Here is a 16,450-nt window from a genome sequence, read left to right as displayed (position 1 = left end):
CCGGTAGGTCTCTCCTGGCAGGCCCCGCGGGCTCCCCGGGGCCCGGGCACCCGTGTGACGCGTCGGAAGGCAGGCCCTCATGGTTGACCGGTATGTGATGTCCATCGACCAGGGCACCACGTCCACCCGATGCATCCTGTTCGACCAGCGCGGACGGCTGTGCTCGGTCGCCCAGCGGGAGCATCAGCAGTACTTCCCCCGGTCCGGCTGGGTCGAGCACGACGCGGTGGAGATCTGGCGCAACGTGCAGCGGATCGTGCCCGAGGCGCTGGAGGGCGCGGGCGCGGACGCGGCGTCGATCGCCGCCGTCGGCATCGCCAACCAGCGGGAGACGACCGTGCTGTGGGACCGGCGGACCGGCGCCCCGCTGGGCCGGGCCGTCGTCTGGCAGGACACCCGCACCGCCGAGCTGGTCGACGCGCTCCGCGACCGCCCCGGCGACGAGTTCTTCCTCGACCGCTGCGGCCTGCCGCCCTCCACCTACTTCTCGGCGCCCCGCATCCGCTGGCTCTTCGACCACACCGAGGGCCTGGAGGAACGCGCCCGGCGCGGCGAGGTGCTGTTCGGCACCATGGAGAGCTGGCTGATCTGGAACCTCACCGGCGGCACCGACGGCGGCCTGCACATCACCGACCCCACCAACGCCGCCCGCACCATGCTCGTCAACATCCGCACCCTGACCTGGGACCCGGAACTGCTGGACTTCTTCGGCGTGCCGCGCGCGCTGCTGCCGGAGATCCGCTCCTCCGCCGAGAGCTACGGCGAGGCCCGCGCCCTGCTCCCCGGGGTGCGCATCACGGCCGCCCTCGGCGACCAGCAGGCCGCCCTGTTCGGCCAGACCTGCTTCTCGCCCGGCGAGGCCAAGTGCACCTACGGCACCGGCGGCTTCCTGCTCATGAACACCGGCACCGAGCTGGTGCGCTCCCGGCACGGCCTGCTCACCACCGTCGCCTACAAGATCGCGACCGAGCCCACGGTCTACGCCCTGGAAGGCCCGATGGCCGTCACCGGCTCGCTGGTCCAGTGGTTCCGCGACCGGCTGGGCCTGATCAACACCGCGCCCGAGATCGAGACCCTGGCCCGCACGGTCGAGGACAACGGCGGCTGCTACATCGTGCCCGCCTTCTCCGGCCTGTTCGCACCCCACTGGCGCAGCGACGCCCGCGGCGTCGTCGTCGGCCTCACCTCCTACATCACCAAGGGCCACCTGGCCCGCGCCGTGCTGGAGGCCACCGCCTGGCAGACCCGGGAGGTCGTCGACGCCATGAACGCCGACTCCGGGCTCGCCCTCAGACAGCTCAAGGCGGACGGCGGCATGACCTCCGACCACCTGCTGATGCAGCTGCTCGCCGATGTCCTGGACGTGCCCGTGGTGCGGCCGCTGGTGGCCGAGACGGTCTCCCTCGGCGCGGCCTACGCGGCCGGACTCGCCGTCGGGTACTGGTCCGACCTGGAGGTCCTGCGCCGCAACTGGCACCGGGCCGGCCAGTGGCTGCCGGACATGGACCCCGGACGCCGCGCCCGGGAGTACGAGAGCTGGCAGCGGGCCGTCGAACGCTCCCTGGACTGGGTCCGCCCGCCCCGGGACACCGGCTGACACCCGCCGGAGCGGGCCGGACGGGGCAGACGGGCGAGAGGGTGAGTCGGTGCCGCCCGGCTGGTTACTCAGAAGACGAGGGTTCGGAAGTGAGCCCCCCCGGGCTCTCCGCGGGTGTCTCGCGGAGGGCCCTCTCACGTGCCCCGCGGATTTCCCGGACCGGCGCGATTGCGCCGTGTGTGGTCGGGTACGCGACCAGGACCGTACCCGGGCGGTCACCTCCCGGGCGCCTCCCACAACCGCCGCGACCAGGGAATCTGTCATGGAGACACCCGCGAACGACAACACCACCACGTCTGCCCAGCGGGCGCTGGACGTGCTGGCCGAGAACGCCGAGGACACGGGGGCTCTGAACACGCTCGCCGGCAGTGACGTACTGATCCCGGTGCCGGACGACGTGAGCGACGAGGACGCCACCAACCCCTCGATGGTGGCGCTGCCCGTCCTGGAACAGCCGGGCGGGGTGCCGGTGGTGCCCGTGTTCACCTCCGAACTGGAGATGTCCGAGCTGCTTCCCTACGTCTCCCGCTACCGCATGGTGCCCCTGGGCGCGCTGGCCTCCCAGTGGCCGGCCGACGACCTGTCGCTCACCATAGACGCCAGCTCACCGCACGGCCTCACCCTCACCTCGGAGGGCGTACGGACCCTGCTGGCCCGCCCGCAGGGCTGACCGGCCCGGGGTCCCCGCGCCGGCCGTCCAGCATCCGGGCGAGCACGGCGCGCTGTAGCGGCAGCACCTCGGTGTGCAGGTCACGGCCCTTGCCGGTCAGGCCGACCCACACGCCGCGGCGGTCCCGCGCGCAGACCGACCGCTCGACGAGGCCGTCCTTCTCCAGCCGGCCGATCAGCCGGGACAGCGCGCTCTGGCTGAGGTGCACCCGGCCGGCGAGGTCGTGCACCCGGCAGTGGTCGCCCTCGCCGCCCGCGCTCTCGGGCGCGGGCTCGGCGGCCAGCACGTCCAGCACCTCGAAGTCGCTCGCGCCCAGCCCGTACGGATGCAGTACGCGGTCGATCTCGCACATCGTCCGGGCGTGCACCGACAGAATGCCCCGCCACTGTTCACCGAGCCGGGCACCGGCCGCGTTCACTCCCATGCACCGCATGGTAGTGCGCCCCCGCGCGTGGGCATCCGTGCCGGGCGGCGGCCGGGGCGCGGGTGCCGCCCGGCGCCGCTCACGCGTCCTGGAGGAGGCCCACCGGATTGCCGTCCGGGTCCTTCACCGAGGCGATCAGGCGGCCGCCGCCCACGTCCTGGACGTCCTGCAACAGCTCGGCGCCCGCCGCCAGCAGCGCCGCCAGCCGCCCCCTGATGTCCTCGACATGCCAGTACGGCACGGGTCCGGTCATGCCCCTGCCGTGCCCGTTCGGGTCGAGCCCCACGTCCTGCCCGGCCGCCTTGTACCCCACGTAGTACGGCTCGTCCGCGTACGGCTCGACCTCCAGCAGCGCCCCGAACAGGGCCTTCGCCCGGCCCAGGTCCCTGACGGGATAGATGATCGTCTTCAGGCCGGTGGTCATGGCGTACTCCTTGGCGGTATGGCTCGTCGTGCCCGACGGGTGCGCCGGTGGTTTCACGGTAGGACGGGGGAGTGCGCTGCGGCTTCTCCGATCCTGACCGATCGCGGTCACCGGGACTTCATCTGCGCGTAGTACTCCGTCCTCACGCAGTACCCGGGACCGCCACGCGAAGGCAAGAGGGTCGGCAGCGCACGCGCCGTCTACAACACTGTCGACCGTCTCTTCCCAGAACTGGATCCCATGAGCGCCATCTCCGTCGGTCAGGCCGTCGTCCTCGGAGTCGTCGAGGGGGTGACCGAGTTCCTCCCCGTGTCCTCCACCGGCCACCTCAAGATCACCGAGGGACTGATGGACATCCCGGTCGACGACAAGTCCGTCGTCGGCTTCTCCGCCGTCATCCAGGTCGGCGCCATCGCCGCCGTGCTCGTGTACTTCTTCAAGGACATCAAGCGGATCGTCACCGCCTGGGTCCGGGGGCTCGTCGACCGGGAGGAGCGCTACCACCACGACTACAAGTTCGCCTGGTGGGTGATCTGCGCGACCGTCCCGATCGTCGCCGTGGGCCTGGCCGCCAAGCCGCTGATCGACGGGCCGCTCGCCTCGCTCTGGGTGGTCGCGGGCTCGCTCATCGCCGGCAGCGCCGTGATGTGGTGCGCGGACCAGATGGGCCGGCACAAGCGCGGCGAGGACGACACCTCCTTCAAGGACGCCATGTGGGTCGGCTGCTCGCAGATCCTCGCCCTGCTCTTCCCCGGCTTCTCCCGCTCCGGCGCCACCATGTCCACCGCGCTCATCCTGGACCTGGACCGCGTCGCCGCCACCCGGCTCTCCTTCTTCCTCGGCATCCCGGCCCTCACCGGCGCCGGCCTGTACGAACTCAAGGACGCGTTGGGCGCGGGGGTGGGCGCCGCGCCGCTGGCCGTCGGCACGATCGTCTCCTTCGTGGTCGCCTACGCCTCCATCGCCTGGCTGCTGAAGTTCGTCGCCAAGCACTCCTTCAACGCCTTCGTCGTCTACCGGATCGTCATCGGCCTGACCCTGTTCGGGCTGCTGGGCGCGGGGGTCCTGGACGCCTGAGCGGATTCCGGTACGTCCGGCTCCGCGCCCGTACGCACCCCGTGCCGGGAGCGCGCGGCCGGCGGCTTGACAGGCGCGTACGGCAACCCGGACCATCGGTCCCGTGAACCTGTCAGACAGCCAGACAGCCGGGGTGGTGCCGCGGCGCGTGAGCGCCATGGAAGCGGTCCTCACCCATCTGCGCGGCGCCATCGAACGCGGCGAGTACGCGATCGGCGACAAGCTCCCCTCCGAGGCCGGGCTGTGCCGCGCCCTGGAGGTCTCCCGGCCCGTGCTGCGCGAGGCCCTGCGCGCGCTGCAGACCATGGGCCTGACCGTCTCGAAGACCGGCAAGGGCACCTTCGTCGTCGCCCGCGCCGCGGCGGACCCCACCTTCGGCGACTACACGGCCGGCGACCTGCTGGAGGTGCGCCGGCACATCGAGATCCCGGTCGCGGGCTACGCGGCGCTGCGGCGCACGCCCGAGGACCTGGACCACCTGCTCCAGCTGCTGGAGCGGATGGAGCGGGAGACGGACACCGCCTCCTGGGTCGCGCTGGACACCCTGTTCCACCTGGCCGTCGCCCAAGCCGCCCACAACCCGGTCTTCCGGCGCTTCATCGAGGAGATCCGCGACGCGCTGGCCCGCCAGTCGGCCTTCCTCAACGAGCTGGGCGGGCGCCGCGAGCAGTCCGACCGGGAACACCGGGCGATCGTCGAGGCGCTGGCCGACGGCTCGCAGCCCGACGCGGCAAGAGCCATGTCCCACCACCTCGACTGCGTCGAGGCAACCCTCACCGACATCGTGCGCCCCGCGCACGCCCCGGGCTGACGGTCCGACCGGACCCTGAGCCCGCCCGGGCCGCCGGGAGACCCCCGCGCGGCCCCGCCCACGACACCCACCCACCAGTGATCCAGGCAGTGATGTACAGCAGCGCTCTTTCCGAGGCACCCCTCGTCCGCGAACCCCGCCACGCCCCCGTCGCCCACGTCGTGCGCGGCGGCATCGTCGAGGGCGTCCACCACGGCTCGGTCGTCGTCCTGGCCGCCGACGGCAGCCCCGCCTTCCAGCTCGGCGACATCGAGGCCGCCTTCTACCCGCGCTCGGCCGTCAAGCCCGTCCAGGCCGTGGCCATGGTGCGGGCCGGGCTGCCGCTGGAGGGCGAGCTGCTCTCGCTGGCCGCCGCCAGCCACTCCGGCGAGGAACGCCACCTCGCCGGCGCGCGGCGCATCCTGGAGCTGGCCGGGCTGACCGAGGACGACCTGCGCAACACCCCCGACCTGCCCTTCGACCCGGTCGTGCGGGACGCCTGGGTGCGCGAGGGCCGGATGCCCTCCCGGCTCGCCCAGAACTGCTCCGGCAAGCACGCGGCCATGCTCTACACCTGCCGGCTCAACGGCTGGTCCCTCGACGACTACCTCGACCCGGCCCACCCGCTCCAGCAGGCCGTCGCCGAGATCGTCGAGGACCTGACCGGGCAGCGCATCGCCCGCACCAGCGTGGACGGCTGCGGCGCGCCCCTGTTCGCGATCTCCCTGCACGGCCTGGCCCGGGCCGCCGCCCGGATCACCACGGCCGCGCCGGGCACACCGGAGGCCCGGGTGGCCGACGCGATGCGCGAGCACGCCGAGCTGGCCTCCGGCTCCGGCCGGGACGTGGCCGCGCTGATGCGGGCCGTGCCCGGGCTGCTCGCCAAGGACGGATTCGAGGGCGTCCAGGTGGCGGCCCTGCCGGACGGCCGCGCCATCGCCGTGAAGATCGCCGACGGCGCGAACCGGGCCCGCATACCGGTCGCCGCGGCGGCACTGGCCCGGGCCGGCGTCGATCCGGCCCGGCTCACCGAGTTCGCGGGCGAGGTGCTGCTCGGCGGCGGCGAACCGGTCGGCCAGGTGCGCCCGGTCCGGGCACTGGCCCCGCAGCCGCTGCCGGCAGCCCGCGCCTGACGCGCCCCGGCCGTGCCCGGGCGCCCCGCAGGACCGCGGGGCGTCCGGGCACGGCCGGAGACCGCCCCGCGCTGGCCTGCCGGGATGGTGACCTGCCGGAACGGACACCTGCCGGAACGGACACCTGCCGTCCGCGGTGAGCGGCCCGGAGGGACAATGGTGATCATGACGTCCTCGATGACCTTCCAGCCCGTCCTGGAGCGCATCGCCGAGGAGATCGAGCGGACCCCCGGGCGAGGGCGTCCCGCCGATTACATCCCGGCGCTCGCGGCCCGCGACCCGCGCGCCTTCGGCATGGCCGTCGCCGAGCTGGACGGCACGGTGTACGGGGTGGGGGAGTGGCGGGAGCCGTTCTCCGCGCAGTCCATCACCAAGGTCTTCACCCTCGCCCTGGACCTGGCCCGCGAGGGCGACGAACTGTGGGAGCACGTGGGCCGCGAGCCCTCCGGCAACCCCTTCAACTCCCTGGTGCAGCTGGAGTACGAGAACGGCATCCCGCGCAACCCGTTCATCAACGCCGGTGCCCTGGTCGTCACCGACCGCCTCCAGACCCGTACCGGTGACGCGGCCGGGGAACTGCTCGGCCTGCTGCGCGCCGAGAGTGGCAATCCGGGCCTGGACTTCGACCTGGAGGTCGCCGCCTCCGAGACGGCCCACGGCGACCGCAACGCGGCCCTGGGCCATTTCATGGCGTCCTACGGCAACATCGACAACCCGGTGCCGGTCCTGCTCGACCAGTACTTCCGCCAGTGCTCGATCGCCGCGTCCTGCGCCGACCTGGCCCTGGCGGCCACCGTCCTGGCCCGGCACGGCATCCGGGCCGACGGCACCCGGCTGCTCAGCCGCAGCCAGGCCAAGCAGGTCAACGCCGTCATGCTGACCTGCGGGACGTACGACGCGGCGGGTGACTTCGCCTATCGGGTGGGGCTGCCCGGCAAGAGCGGGGTGGGCGGCGGCATCATCGCCGTCGTGCCCGGCCGGTGCGCCCTGTGCGTCTGGAGTCCGGGACTGGACGAGCGGGGCAACTCGGTGGCGGGGGTGGCCGCCCTGGACCGTTTCACCACGCTCACCGGGCTGTCGGTGTTCTGAGCCGGCCCGGCCGAGCGGCAGCGGCGGCGCCGAGCGGTACGGCGGGCGGTGCGGGGCGTCTGTGCGCGGGGCACTGTGCGCGGCGGGGCGCGGTCAGCCGCGGGCCGGCCGTCCGCTTCTGCGCCGCAGCCCCAGCAGCACCGCCCCGGCGCCCAGGCCCACGGCGCCCGCGATCGCCCCCGTCTCGGTCCAGTCCGGCGCCGAGCCGCCCGCGCCCCGGCTCCCGGTGCCGGTCCCGCCGGCCGCGACGGGCGGGACCACGATCTGCGCGTGGTGCGCCACCGGGCGCAGCCCGTCGAGGGAACCGACCGGGTCGACCCGCCCGGTGGCGTCGAACCCCCAGTCGAGCAGGGCGCGCGCCTCCTCGTACACCTCGAAGCCGTCGCCCTCCTGCGGGTTCATCACCGTCACCAGGACGGTGTGCCCGTCGCGCTGGGCGGCGGCGACCAGGGTGTTGCCCGCGTTGCTGGTGTAGCCGTTCTTGACGCCGATCAGGCCGGGGTACGGAGCCACCCCGTCGTTGCCGGTGAGCAGCCGGTTGGTGTTGGCGATCTGGAACGTGCTGCCGCCGTCGCCCGGGAAGGCGGCCGACGCGGTGGAGCAGTAGCGGGCGAAGTCCGGATTGCGCAGCCCGGCCCGCCCGAACACGGCCAGGTCGTACGCGGAGGAGACCTGCCCGTCGGCGTCGTAGCCGTCCGGGGAGACGACCTGGGTGTCCAGCGCGCCCAGGGTGCGGGCCTTGACCTGCATCTGGCGGGCCGTCTGGTTCCAGCCGCCGTTGAGGGCGGCCAGTACGTGCACGGCGTCGTTGCCGGAGTTGAGGAACACCCCGCGCCACAGGTCGGACACCCGGTAGGTGTGGCCCGCGACGACCCCCACCAGGCTGCTGCCCTCGCCGATGCCGGCCAGGTCCTTCGTGCTGACGGTGTGCTGGACGCCGCCGGGGAAGGAGGGCAGCACGGTCAGCGCGAACAGGGTCTTGAGGGTGCTGGCGGGCGGCAGCTTCTCGTGCGCGTTGTGCGCGGCGAGCACTTCTCCGGTGGTGGCGTCGGCCACCACCCAGGACAGCGCCGAGACCTGCGGCGTCTCGGGCGCGCCGGCGCGGAGGCGGACCTGGGTGCCCTCGTGCTCCAGCAGGGCGGGCTGCGGGACCGCCGAGTCCGGCCGTCCTCCCGCGCCCGAGTCCGTACCGGCCCCGCTCGCCGCCGCGACCGGGGAGCTGACTATGAGCACGCCCGCCGCGCAGAGAGCGCAGGTCGATACGGCAGCTCGGAAGGAAGATCGGATCGTCATATCGCAAACGTAGGGACGAAACGGGACAGGCGAGACCTTGCCGGGGGCCGAACGGGGACCTCGGGCACCCGGATGCCCCAGCGCGCACGGCCGTTCGGGGCCGCGCGCACCGCCGGTGCCGTACGGCGGCCGCCGGGCCCATGGGCCCCTCGGGCCTTCCCGCGGCCCCTCGACCGTCCAGCCGTCCAGCCGTCCAGCCGTCCAGCGCCTCAGCAGCTCGGCGGCTCAGGCGCTCGGCAGTGTCGGCTGGACGAGGCGCAGGAAGGCGGCGTTGTCCGGGGTGGCGCGCAGCCGGTCCAGGAGGGTCTCCAGGCCGGCGGCCCGGCCCTCGCGGTTGCCGAGGGCCCGGCGCAGACCGCGGCTCGCCGTCAACTCGGCGGGGGAGAAGAGGAGTTCCTCGCGGCGGGTGCCGGAGGCGGCGATGTCGACGGCCGGGAAGACCCGGCGGGAGGCGAGTTCGCGGTTCAGCCGCAGCTCCATGTTGCCGGTGCCCTTCAGCTCCTCGAAGAAGAAGTCGTCGGCGCGGGAGCCGGTCTCCACCAGCGCGGTGGCGAGGATGGTGAGCGAGCCGCCCTCCTCGGCCAGGCGCGCGGCCCCGAAGAGGCGCTTGGGGCCGTGCAGCGCGGCCGCGTCGACACCGCCGCTGAGGGTACGGCCGCCCGCGGCCGCCGCGTTGTTGTGCGCCCGGCACAGCCGGGTCAGGGAGTCCAGCAGGACGACGACGTCCTCGCCCGCCTCGACCAGCCGCTTGGCCCGTTCGATGACGAGTTCGGCCAGCGCGATGTGCCGGCGGGGCGTCTGGTCGAAGGTGGAGGCGTAGACCTCGCCGCGCACCGAGCGCCGCATGTCGGTGACCTCCTCGGGGCGCTCGTCGAGCAGCACGACCATCAGCCGGCACTCGGGATGGTTCCCGGCGACGGCGGCGGCGATCTGCTGGATCAGCACGGTCTTGCCGGCCTTGGGCGGCGCCACGATCAGCCCGCGCTGCCCCTTGCCCACGGGGGCGACGAGGTCCGCGACCCGCCCGGTGAGTCCGGCGGCCGGGTGTTCGAGGCGCAGGCGTGTGCGGGGGTGCAGCGGCGTCAGGTCGGCGAAGCGGCGCCGCCCCTGGAGGGCGTCCGGGGTGCGTCCGCCCACGCGGGTGAGCGCGGTGACCGAGCGCTGGGCGCCGAGCACGCCCTCGACCAGATCGCCCTTGCGCAGGCCGTGGCGGCGGATCAGCGCGGCGGGGACCTGCGGATCGGTGGGGGCCGGCTGGAGATCGGTGCCGCGCAGCAGGCCCTTGCCGTGCGCGTCGAGGTCCAGGACGCCGGTGACGAGCTGGGCGTCGGCGGACGGCTGCCGGCGTACCGGCGGGTGTTCGAGTGTGGTGGTCATGGAGGGTGGTCCTTTCACGGACGGGTCCACGGTGACGTGCGGAAGGGGAGGGGCCGCGCGGCAAAGGCGGTGTGCGCACCGGCCTGGGGCGGCGGGGAGACACCGTCCGGGTGCGGCGACCGTGAGGATCACGGGGCAAGTGCTGCGCACCGGGAGGTGACGGGAAGCGGATGCGGCGGACTCGCGGAGGGAGCGGCGCATCCGGTGGAGAAGCGGAGAAGGAGAGAGACCGCACCGGCGCCGAAAGAAGCGGCGTACACAGGTGCTGTGTGCAAGGTAGCACGGCGGCCGGGCGGAGGTCTAGGCTGAGGCGGGTGTTCAGTCCCGAAGGTCCCACGCTGCGCGAACTCGCCGTGCAGGCGCTGTCCTCCGTCGAGCGCGGCTACGACCTGCTCGCGCCCAAGTTCGACCACACGCCCTACCGGACGCCGGACGCGGTGCTGGACGCCACCGGAGCCCTCCTGGCGGACATCGGGCCGTACGACGACGGGCTCGACCTGTGCTGCGGGACCGGCGCCGGTCTCGGGGTGCTCGGGCGGGTGTGCCGCCGGAGCGTCACCGGGGTCGACTTCAGCGCCGGGATGCTCACCGTCGCGGACCCGGCCGGAGCGGCGGGACCCGGCCCGCGGCCGGCGCTGGTGCGCGCGGACGCCCGGGCCCTGCCGTTCACCGCGGCCTTCGACCTCGTCGTCAGCTTCGGCGCGCTCGGCCACTTCCGCCCGGCCGAACTGCCCCGGCTCTTCCGGCAGGTGCACTCGGTGCTGCGGCCCGGCGGGGTGTTCGCGCTGCCGGTGGGTGCCCCGCCCCGGCCGGGTTCGCGGGCGTCCTGGACGCTGCTCGGTTTCGATCTGGTGATGCGGGTGCGCAACGCCGTGTGGCGGCCTCCGTTCGTGATGTACTACCGCGCGTTCGGCTTCGGTGACGTACTGCGGGAGCTGGAACGGGCCGGGTTCCGGGTCGAGTCGTACCCGCTGCCCGGGTTCGGCCGGCGCGACGACGGCAGCCCGCGGGCCCGGGTGGTCGCGGCCCGCAGGCTGCCCTGACGGGCACCCGACCGCCGCCGGCGACGGGCCGGAACACCGCCGATGACGGGTCGGACGGCCGCCGGTGACGGTCAGACAGCCGCCGGCAGGGTGAACTCGTAGACGAGCGCGTCCTGTCCGGCCTCCGCCACGAGGTCGGTGATCTCCAGTGGGCGCGCGTACTGGTCGTGGACGCGCCGGGTCACCCGTACCGTGGGGCCGTCCGGCAGCCGGGTGATGGCGTCCCGGTGGTGCAGGGTCAGGCCCGCCTGGCGCATCCAGTCGTAGACCCGGCTCAGCTGGGCGGCGGCCGAGCCGTCGGCGCGGTACCGGTAGCGGGCCAGTTCCTCGACCTCGGCGAGCGCCACGGCGGAGAACGACGTCACCGCCGTGCGCAGCCCGGTGCCGTCGGCCGCCGCCGACCGGTAGCGGTGCACCAGGGTCGGCCGGTGCGGGGCGAGGCCGAGCGCGGCGGCGTGGGCCGGCGGCGGGGCCTCCCAGGTCACCGAGGTGCGGTCGAAGGCGTCCGGGTGGCCGGCGGCGCGGGCGCCGACCGGGAAGGCCAGACAGGACGGCGCCTCGGCGGGCGCCCCGGTCAGGGTGGCGTGGCTGCCGCGCCGGTCGGTGGCGACCAGCCCGTCGTGGCGCAGCACCTCCAGCGCCTGGCGCACGGTCTCCCGGCTGACGCCGAAATGCTCGGCCAACTTCCTTTCTCCCGGCAGCCGTTCGCCGGGCGGTATGGTGCCGGTGTGCAGCTCGGCGAGCAGTTCGGTGGCGATTCTCCAGTACAGCGGCCGTTCCTCGGCCGGAACGTCCGCCGTCGGGTGGTCCTGGGGGGTGGTGCGGGCCATGCCCCGCCTCCTGTGGGTCACGTACCGTAGCCGCGTGGGCTCATTGTGCCACCACATCTATCATTGGTCTAAACCAGTTTGAAGCCTCGGTCCGGGAGTTGACCGAATCCCTCCCGCGCCCTGTGACCCCTCGACGCGCCACCGGGGGCGCGGAGTTCCGCACGGATGCCCGGCGGCGCCCCTCTCGTGGGGCGTGGAGGAGAGGGCGGGTGAAGAAACCGGCATGTCCGAGAATGCGCGGCAGATCCCCCGGGGCCCCGGGGTCCTCAGCCGAAGCGCTCGATGCGGATGCGGTCCACGGGCAGGCCCGCCGCGACGAGCAGTCGGGAGGCGTGCTCCGCGAAGGAGTTGGAGCCGCACACGTACGCCTCCCAGCCGCCCGCGGGCCGTTCGGCCACCAGCGGCGCCAGCCGCGCGGCCGACAGCCGCCCCACCGGCGTGCCCGCCGGGGCCTCGCGGGTGAACACGGGGGTGGTTTCGGCGCCGAACTCCCGCGCGTAGATGAGCTGTTCGGGGCTGCGTGCGGACACGAGCAGCCGCAGCGGCACGGTCAGCCGCCGCGCCCGGTGGTGGCGCACCATGGACATCAGCGGCACCACCCCCGAGCCCGCGCCGAGCAGCAGCGCCGGGCGGTCGCCGGGCCAGGCGAAGAAGCCGCTCAGCGGCCCGCGCACCTCGATCCGGTCGCCGGGCCGGGCCACGGTGTGGAACCAGCCGGAGACCTCGCCGCCCTCGACGTGGTCCAGCGTCAGTTCGATGTGCCCGGAGTCGTCGGGCGCGGAGGCGAGCGAGTAGTGGCGCTGGGCGCAGTAGCCGTCCGGCGCGGTCAGCCGCAGCATCAGGTGCTGCCCGGGCAGGTGCCCCGTCCAGCCCGGCACCGCCAGCCGGAAGGTGGACGCACGCGGGGTCTCGCGCCGGATCTCGGTCAGGGTCGCCGTCTGCCAGCTGCCCGCGGCCTGCTCGCTGACGGCGATCCGGCCGGGCACGGCGAACCGGGTCGGGGGCGCGAACGTCTCAGTCACCGGAGTACCGCTGCTCCTGCCAGGGGTTGCCGCGGGCGTGGTAGCCGTTCTGCTCCCAGAAGCCCGGCTCGTCGTGGTCGAGGAGGCGCAGGCCCGCGATCCACTTGGTGCTCTTCCAGAAGTACAGGTGCGGCACCAGCAGCCGCGCCGGACCGCCGTGCTCGGCGGACAGCGGCGCGCCGTCGTGGTCGAACGCGATCCAGGCGCGGCCGCCGCGCAGGTCCGCGAGCGGCAGATTGCTGGTGTAACCGGTGTGCGAGTAGGCCACGGCGTGCGTGGCGGCGGCGTCGGGCCGCACCGCGTCCAGGAACACGTCGAGCGACACGCCCCCGAAGCGCACCCCGAACTTCGACCAGCTCGTCACGCAGTGGATGTCGCCCTCGTAGACCGACTCCGGCAGCGCGCGGGCCTGCCACCAGTCCCAGGTGCGTTCCTCGGCGACCAGGCCGTCGACGCGGAAGGTCCAGTCGGCGGGCGTGAGGTCGGGCGTGACCTCGGCCGAGAGCACGGGCCAGTCGTCGCCCGCGTCGTACTGCCCGGGCGGCAGGCCCGGACGGTCGACGCGCGGGCGCCCGGTGAAGCCTCGGGTGACGTTCATACGGGTGCAGCCTCCAGGCCGCCGGGCGTGCGGCGGCCCGCTGGTCGAGCGGACGATCTCTCCCGCCGGCGCGGCGGGACGGTTGCTTACGCAGTCAACCGTACGCGTGCGACCGTACGTGTTCCCACCGGCACGGACGCACCGCGCGCCCCACGGTACGCGCTCGCCGCGCCCGCCCGGGATCGGTCCGGCCCGCGCTTCGTGACGGCCGTGTGAACTCTGCCGCGCGCCGGGAATAGCCGCCCGGCGATCTTCCTTGCAGGTGCGTGCCGGCCCAGGTTCGCCCCCGTGGCCGGCGAGGTGGTGACAGCGAAGGAGAGTGGGAGCGATGCCGAAGGCGTATGTCTTCACCCGGTACGGCGGCCCGGAGGCCGAGGCGCTGGTGGAGGTGGACCGGCCCCGGCCGGGCCCGGGAGAGGTCCTGATCGCGGTGCGCGCGGCCGGGGTGAACCCCGTCGACTGGAAACTGCGCGCGGGCTTCCGCCGTCCGGGCGCGGGCGAGCCGGTCTTCCCCGTGGTCATGGGCAGCGAGGCGGCCGGGGTCGTGGAGGAGACCGGTGCGGGCGTGACCGGCTTCGGCGCCGGGGACGAGGTCTTCGGCAACACGGTGACGGGCGGTTACGCGCAGTACGTTCTGCTGCCGGCCGCGGTCACCGCGCACAAGCCCGCCGCGCTGTCCTTCGCCGACGCCGCCACCCTGCCGGTCGCGGCGGCCACCGCGTACGACGGCCTGCGCCAGCTCGGTCTGCCGGCCGGGGCGACCGTGCTGGTCACGGGCGCGGGCGGCGGGGTCGGCTCGGCCGCCGCGCAGATCGCCCGCGCTCTCGGACTGCGGGTGGTGGGGGTGTCGGGCGAGGGCAAGAAGGACTTCGTGGAGTCGCTCGGCGCGGTGCACGTGCCCTCCGGGCCCGGCTGGGGCGAACGGGTGCGGGCCGTCGCCCCGGACGGCGTCGACGGCGTCTACGACCTGGTCGGCGGCGACGTGCTCACCGAGGCGGCCGGCCTGCTCACCGGCGGCGCCCGGCTGGTGACCGCCGGGGCGCCGGTGGAGACCGTCGAGGCGCTCGGCGGCGCCCGGGTGGCCCGGGAGCGGACCGCGGCCGTCCTGGACGCGGTGGCCGACCTCGTCGTCCGCGGCGAACTGGACCCGCACGTGACCCGGACCTTCCCGCTGCATCAGGCCGGCGACGCGCTGCGCGAAGTCGAGGCCGGGCACGCCCGCGGCAAGATCGTGATCGAGGTGGCGTCATCGTGAACGGCGACGAGCCGACGCGGCGGGGTGCTGGGCCGGGCTCCGGGGGTGGCGAGGTGATTTCCGGTGCCGGGCCGGTCTTGCGAGGCGGCGAGGTGTTCTCCGGGGGTGTCGGGCCGGTCTCGCGGGGTGGCGAGGTGTTCTCCGGGGGTGTCGGGCCGGTCTCGCGGGGTGGCGAGGTGTTCTCCGGGGGTGTCGGGCCGGTCTCGCGGGGCGAGGTGTTCTCCGGGGGTGCCGGGCCGATCGCCCGGGGCGGCGAGGCGATCTCCCGGGGCGCCAGGCCGGTCTCCGGAGGGGCCGGGCCGACCTCCCCGGGTGCCGAGGCGGTCTTCGAGAGCCCCGGGCCGGTCTCCGGAGGTACTGAGCTGGTCTCCGGGAAGGCTGGGCGGGTCTCCGGAGGTACCGAGTCGGTCTCCGGGAAGGCTGGGCGGGTCTCCGGTGGCACCGAGTCGGTCTCCGGGAAGGCTGGGCCGGTCTCCGGCGGCACCCAGTCGGACTCCGCGCACACCGGGCCGGAGGCCGCCCCGCACGTTCTCGACAATCCGGCGCGGGCCGCCCTGACCGGCCCGCATGCCCGGTTCGCCGAGCGGCGTGGCCGGGTGCTGCGCTATGCCGTCGATGTCTCGCCGTGGCTGGCGCTGCCCGACGAACCCGACGCGCGGGACTGGGCCGACCTCGCCGCGCTCACCGGGCCCGGCGCCGAGATCCCGCTGCCCGGCTTCCGGGGGCGGGTGCCGGACGACTGGGAGGTCACCGCGCGGGTCGAGGGCGTGCAGCTCGTGGACGACACGCTGCCCGCCGCCCCCGACCCGGAGGCGGTCCGCCTCGGCCCCGCCGACGTCCCCGAGATGCTCGCTCTGGTCGCCCGCACCCAGCCGGGACCGTTCCTGCCGCGCACCATCGAACTGGGCACCTACCTGGGCATACGCAGGGAGGGCGTGCTCGTCGCGATGGCCGGGGAGCGGCTGCGGCCGCCCGGCTGGACCGAGATCAGCGCGGTCTGCACCGACCCCGGACACCGTGGCCACGGCCTGGCCTCCCGGCTGGTCCTCGCCGTCGCCCACGGCATCCGCGCCCGCGGCGAGACGCCGTTCCTGCACACCGGCGCGGGCAACACGAACGCCATCCGGCTCTACGAGTCCCTGGGCTTCCGGCTGCGGCGCCGCACCGCCTTCCTCGCGGCCCGCGCACCCGAGCACCTGACCGACGGCCGGGTGGCCGTGCCGGTGGCATAGCGGCCGGTGGCCCGGAATCGAGTGCGGGAGCCCGCCCGCCGTCGCGTCAGCCGGCGTCCTGGGGCGGGCTCCAGGAGTTGTAGCGGGTGAGGTATCCCGCGAACCGCTCCAGATCCTCCCGCGGCCATTGCGCGAGCCGTGCGTGGAACGCCGCCCGGCGGCTCTCGGTGACCTGGGCGAGGATCTGCCGGCCGGCCTCCGTCAGATGCAGCACCTGGACCCGGTGGTCCTCCGGGTCCAGGCGCCGCTCGATCAGCCCGGTCCGCTCCAGCGCGCCCACCTGGCGGCTGACGGTGGACTTGTCCAGCGCGTAGTGCGCCGCCAGATCGGTGGCGCGGCAGCCGCCGCGCTCCTCCAGATGCCCGAGCAGCGTGTACGACACCAGGGACAGCTCGGGATGCATCCGCCCAGCCGAGGCCCTGGCCCGGCGGGCGAAGGCCGTCATCTCCCGCTGGATGGTCTCGACGGCCGTCTCGTGCCGCCCGGCGGCGCTCTCGTCCGGCCCCTGTGCTGCTGCCACGGAATACCTCCCCGGTCCTCTGGTTGTATAGTACAACCGAAAACGGAGTTGTATTTGCCAACCATTGGAGGCTGTG

17 protein-coding genes are annotated in these 16,450 nt (G+C 74.2%); 9 read left to right on the top strand and 8 right to left on the bottom strand.

Annotation, left to right across the window (positions count from 1 at the left end):
• Window positions 1–79: 79 nt before the first annotated feature.
• Together glpK and ABZ858_RS08295 are read left to right on the top strand one after the other, a co-directional pair.
• Entirely contained in the window at window positions 80–1,597 is a 1,518-nt protein-coding gene (glpK, locus tag ABZ858_RS08300) for a glycerol kinase GlpK (protein ID WP_361373951.1), read from the top strand.
• 262 nt (window positions 1,598–1,859) lie between these two features.
• On the top strand, window positions 1,860–2,267 hold the full coding sequence (locus tag ABZ858_RS08295) for an SseB family protein (protein ID WP_361373949.1): 408 nt from the start codon (window positions 1,860–1,862) through the stop codon (window positions 2,265–2,267).
• Here the strand turns inward: ABZ858_RS08295 and ABZ858_RS08290 are convergent.
• Complete coding sequence (locus ABZ858_RS08290; protein WP_361373947.1) at window positions 2,221–2,691, bottom strand: MarR family transcriptional regulator; 471 nt, start codon at window positions 2,689–2,691, stop codon at window positions 2,221–2,223. The genes ABZ858_RS08295 and ABZ858_RS08290 overlap by 47 nt on opposite strands.
• A 79-nt stretch (window positions 2,692–2,770) precedes the next feature.
• Window positions 2,771–3,115 carry a glyoxalase gene (locus tag ABZ858_RS08285; protein WP_361373945.1) on the bottom strand — a complete coding sequence of 115 codons (345 nt, stop codon included), beginning with the start codon at window positions 3,113–3,115 and terminating at the stop codon, window positions 2,771–2,773.
• Window positions 3,116–3,355: 240 nt separating this feature from the next.
• On the opposite strand from ABZ858_RS08285, the gene ABZ858_RS08280 reads away from it, so the two are divergent.
• The 4 genes from ABZ858_RS08280 (at window position 3,356) to ABZ858_RS08265 (ending at window position 7,204) form a co-directional block, all read left to right on the top strand.
• Entirely contained in the window at window positions 3,356–4,192 is an 837-nt protein-coding gene (locus tag ABZ858_RS08280) for an undecaprenyl-diphosphate phosphatase (protein WP_361373943.1), read from the top strand.
• A 103-nt stretch (window positions 4,193–4,295) separates the two neighbouring features.
• Window positions 4,296–5,003 (top strand): FadR/GntR family transcriptional regulator, encoded by a 708-nt coding sequence (locus ABZ858_RS08275; protein ID WP_361373941.1) that lies wholly within the window; start codon window positions 4,296–4,298, stop codon window positions 5,001–5,003.
• A gap of 92 nt (window positions 5,004–5,095) precedes the next feature.
• The gene (locus ABZ858_RS08270; protein ID WP_361374513.1) at window positions 5,096–6,115 is read left to right on the top strand and encodes an asparaginase; all 1,020 of its coding nucleotides are present in this window, start codon (window positions 5,096–5,098) and stop codon (window positions 6,113–6,115) included.
• A 156-nt stretch (window positions 6,116–6,271) separates the two neighbouring features.
• Window positions 6,272–7,204 carry a glutaminase gene (locus tag ABZ858_RS08265; protein WP_361373939.1) on the top strand — a complete coding sequence of 311 codons (933 nt, stop codon included), beginning with the start codon at window positions 6,272–6,274 and terminating at the stop codon, window positions 7,202–7,204.
• A 93-nt stretch (window positions 7,205–7,297) separates the two neighbouring features.
• On the opposite strand, the gene ABZ858_RS08260 is transcribed toward ABZ858_RS08265, so the two are convergent.
• Window positions 7,298–8,497, bottom strand: a complete 1,200-nt coding sequence (locus tag ABZ858_RS08260; RefSeq protein ID WP_361373937.1) for a serine hydrolase — start codon at window positions 8,495–8,497, stop codon at window positions 7,298–7,300.
• Window positions 8,498–8,722: 225 nt separating this feature from the next.
• Window positions 8,723–9,874, bottom strand: coding sequence for a transcription termination factor Rho (rho, locus tag ABZ858_RS08255; protein ID WP_361373935.1), 1,152 nt, complete (start codon window positions 9,872–9,874; stop codon window positions 8,723–8,725).
• Between the two features lie 314 nt (window positions 9,875–10,188).
• Here rho and ABZ858_RS08250 point away from each other — a divergent pair, with 314 nt between their 5' ends.
• Window positions 10,189–10,917: a class I SAM-dependent methyltransferase gene (locus ABZ858_RS08250; protein ID WP_361373933.1), complete on the top strand. Its 729-nt coding sequence runs from the start codon at window positions 10,189–10,191 to the stop codon at window positions 10,915–10,917.
• 71 nt (window positions 10,918–10,988) lie between these two features.
• On the opposite strand, the gene ABZ858_RS08245 is transcribed toward ABZ858_RS08250, so the two are convergent.
• From ABZ858_RS08245 to ABZ858_RS08235, 3 genes are all read right to left on the bottom strand, one after another.
• Entirely contained in the window at window positions 10,989–11,747 is a 759-nt protein-coding gene (locus tag ABZ858_RS08245; protein WP_361373931.1) for a GntR family transcriptional regulator, read from the bottom strand.
• Between the two features lie 266 nt (window positions 11,748–12,013).
• Window positions 12,014–12,769, bottom strand: coding sequence for a ferredoxin reductase (locus ABZ858_RS08240; RefSeq protein ID WP_361373929.1), 756 nt, complete (start codon window positions 12,767–12,769; stop codon window positions 12,014–12,016).
• Complete coding sequence (locus ABZ858_RS08235) at window positions 12,762–13,367, bottom strand: sulfite oxidase-like oxidoreductase (RefSeq protein WP_361373927.1); 606 nt, start codon at window positions 13,365–13,367, stop codon at window positions 12,762–12,764. Before ABZ858_RS08235 ends, ABZ858_RS08240 begins: the two co-directional genes overlap by 8 nt.
• 328 nt (window positions 13,368–13,695) lie before the next feature.
• Between ABZ858_RS08235 and ABZ858_RS08230 the strand changes: the two genes are divergently transcribed.
• Entirely contained in the window at window positions 13,696–14,622 is a 927-nt protein-coding gene (locus tag ABZ858_RS08230) for an NADP-dependent oxidoreductase (protein WP_361373925.1), read from the top strand.
• 554 nt (window positions 14,623–15,176) lie between these two features.
• Window positions 15,177–15,854: a GNAT family N-acetyltransferase gene (locus ABZ858_RS08225; RefSeq protein WP_361374511.1), complete on the top strand. Its 678-nt coding sequence runs from the start codon at window positions 15,177–15,179 to the stop codon at window positions 15,852–15,854.
• A gap of 46 nt (window positions 15,855–15,900) precedes the next feature.
• Here the strand turns inward: ABZ858_RS08225 and ABZ858_RS08220 are convergent, their stop codons facing one another.
• Window positions 15,901–16,299 (bottom strand): MarR family winged helix-turn-helix transcriptional regulator, encoded by a 399-nt coding sequence (locus ABZ858_RS08220; RefSeq protein ID WP_361374509.1) that lies wholly within the window; start codon window positions 16,297–16,299, stop codon window positions 15,901–15,903.
• Between the last annotated feature and the right edge of the window lie 151 nt (window positions 16,300–16,450).

The organism is Streptomyces sp. NPDC047017 (assembly GCF_040644175.1).
Classification (GTDB): Bacteria; Actinomycetota; Actinomycetes; order Streptomycetales; family Streptomycetaceae; genus Streptomyces.
This window is presented reverse-complemented; position numbering and strand designations above follow the sequence as displayed.